1 protein-coding gene is annotated in these 276 nt (G+C 68.1%); it reads left to right on the top strand.

Annotated features, from left to right (window positions below):
- A partial coding sequence (locus tag QP415_RS11720) for an Ig-like domain-containing protein (protein ID WP_442953488.1) occupies positions 1–276 on the top strand: 276 nt, incomplete at its 3' end.

Below are 276 nucleotides of genomic sequence, written 5' to 3'. Positions count from 1 at the left end.
GTGCGCGCCGACGACATTGGTTCGGTGAGCGTCCTGAGCAACGATCGCTCGCCGATTGGCCTGTCGCTGAACCTGGATCCCGACGTCACGGTCCTGTCGGGCTCGGAGCTGGGAACGGTGTTTGTCACCGGTAACCAGGTGCGTCTGGCCGCCGGATCCGAGGCCGGGGTCGTCCGCGTGGAGTACACGGTCGTGGATTCGGTGGGTAACCGCGCGACGTCGACCGTCACCTTCGAGGTCGTGGCGGCCTCCGCCGCGAACAGCGCGCCCATCCCC

It is taken from the genome of Pauljensenia sp. UMB3104 (assembly GCF_030217285.1).
Lineage (GTDB): Bacteria > Actinomycetota > Actinomycetes > Actinomycetales > Actinomycetaceae > Pauljensenia.
This window is presented reverse-complemented; position numbering and strand designations above follow the sequence as displayed.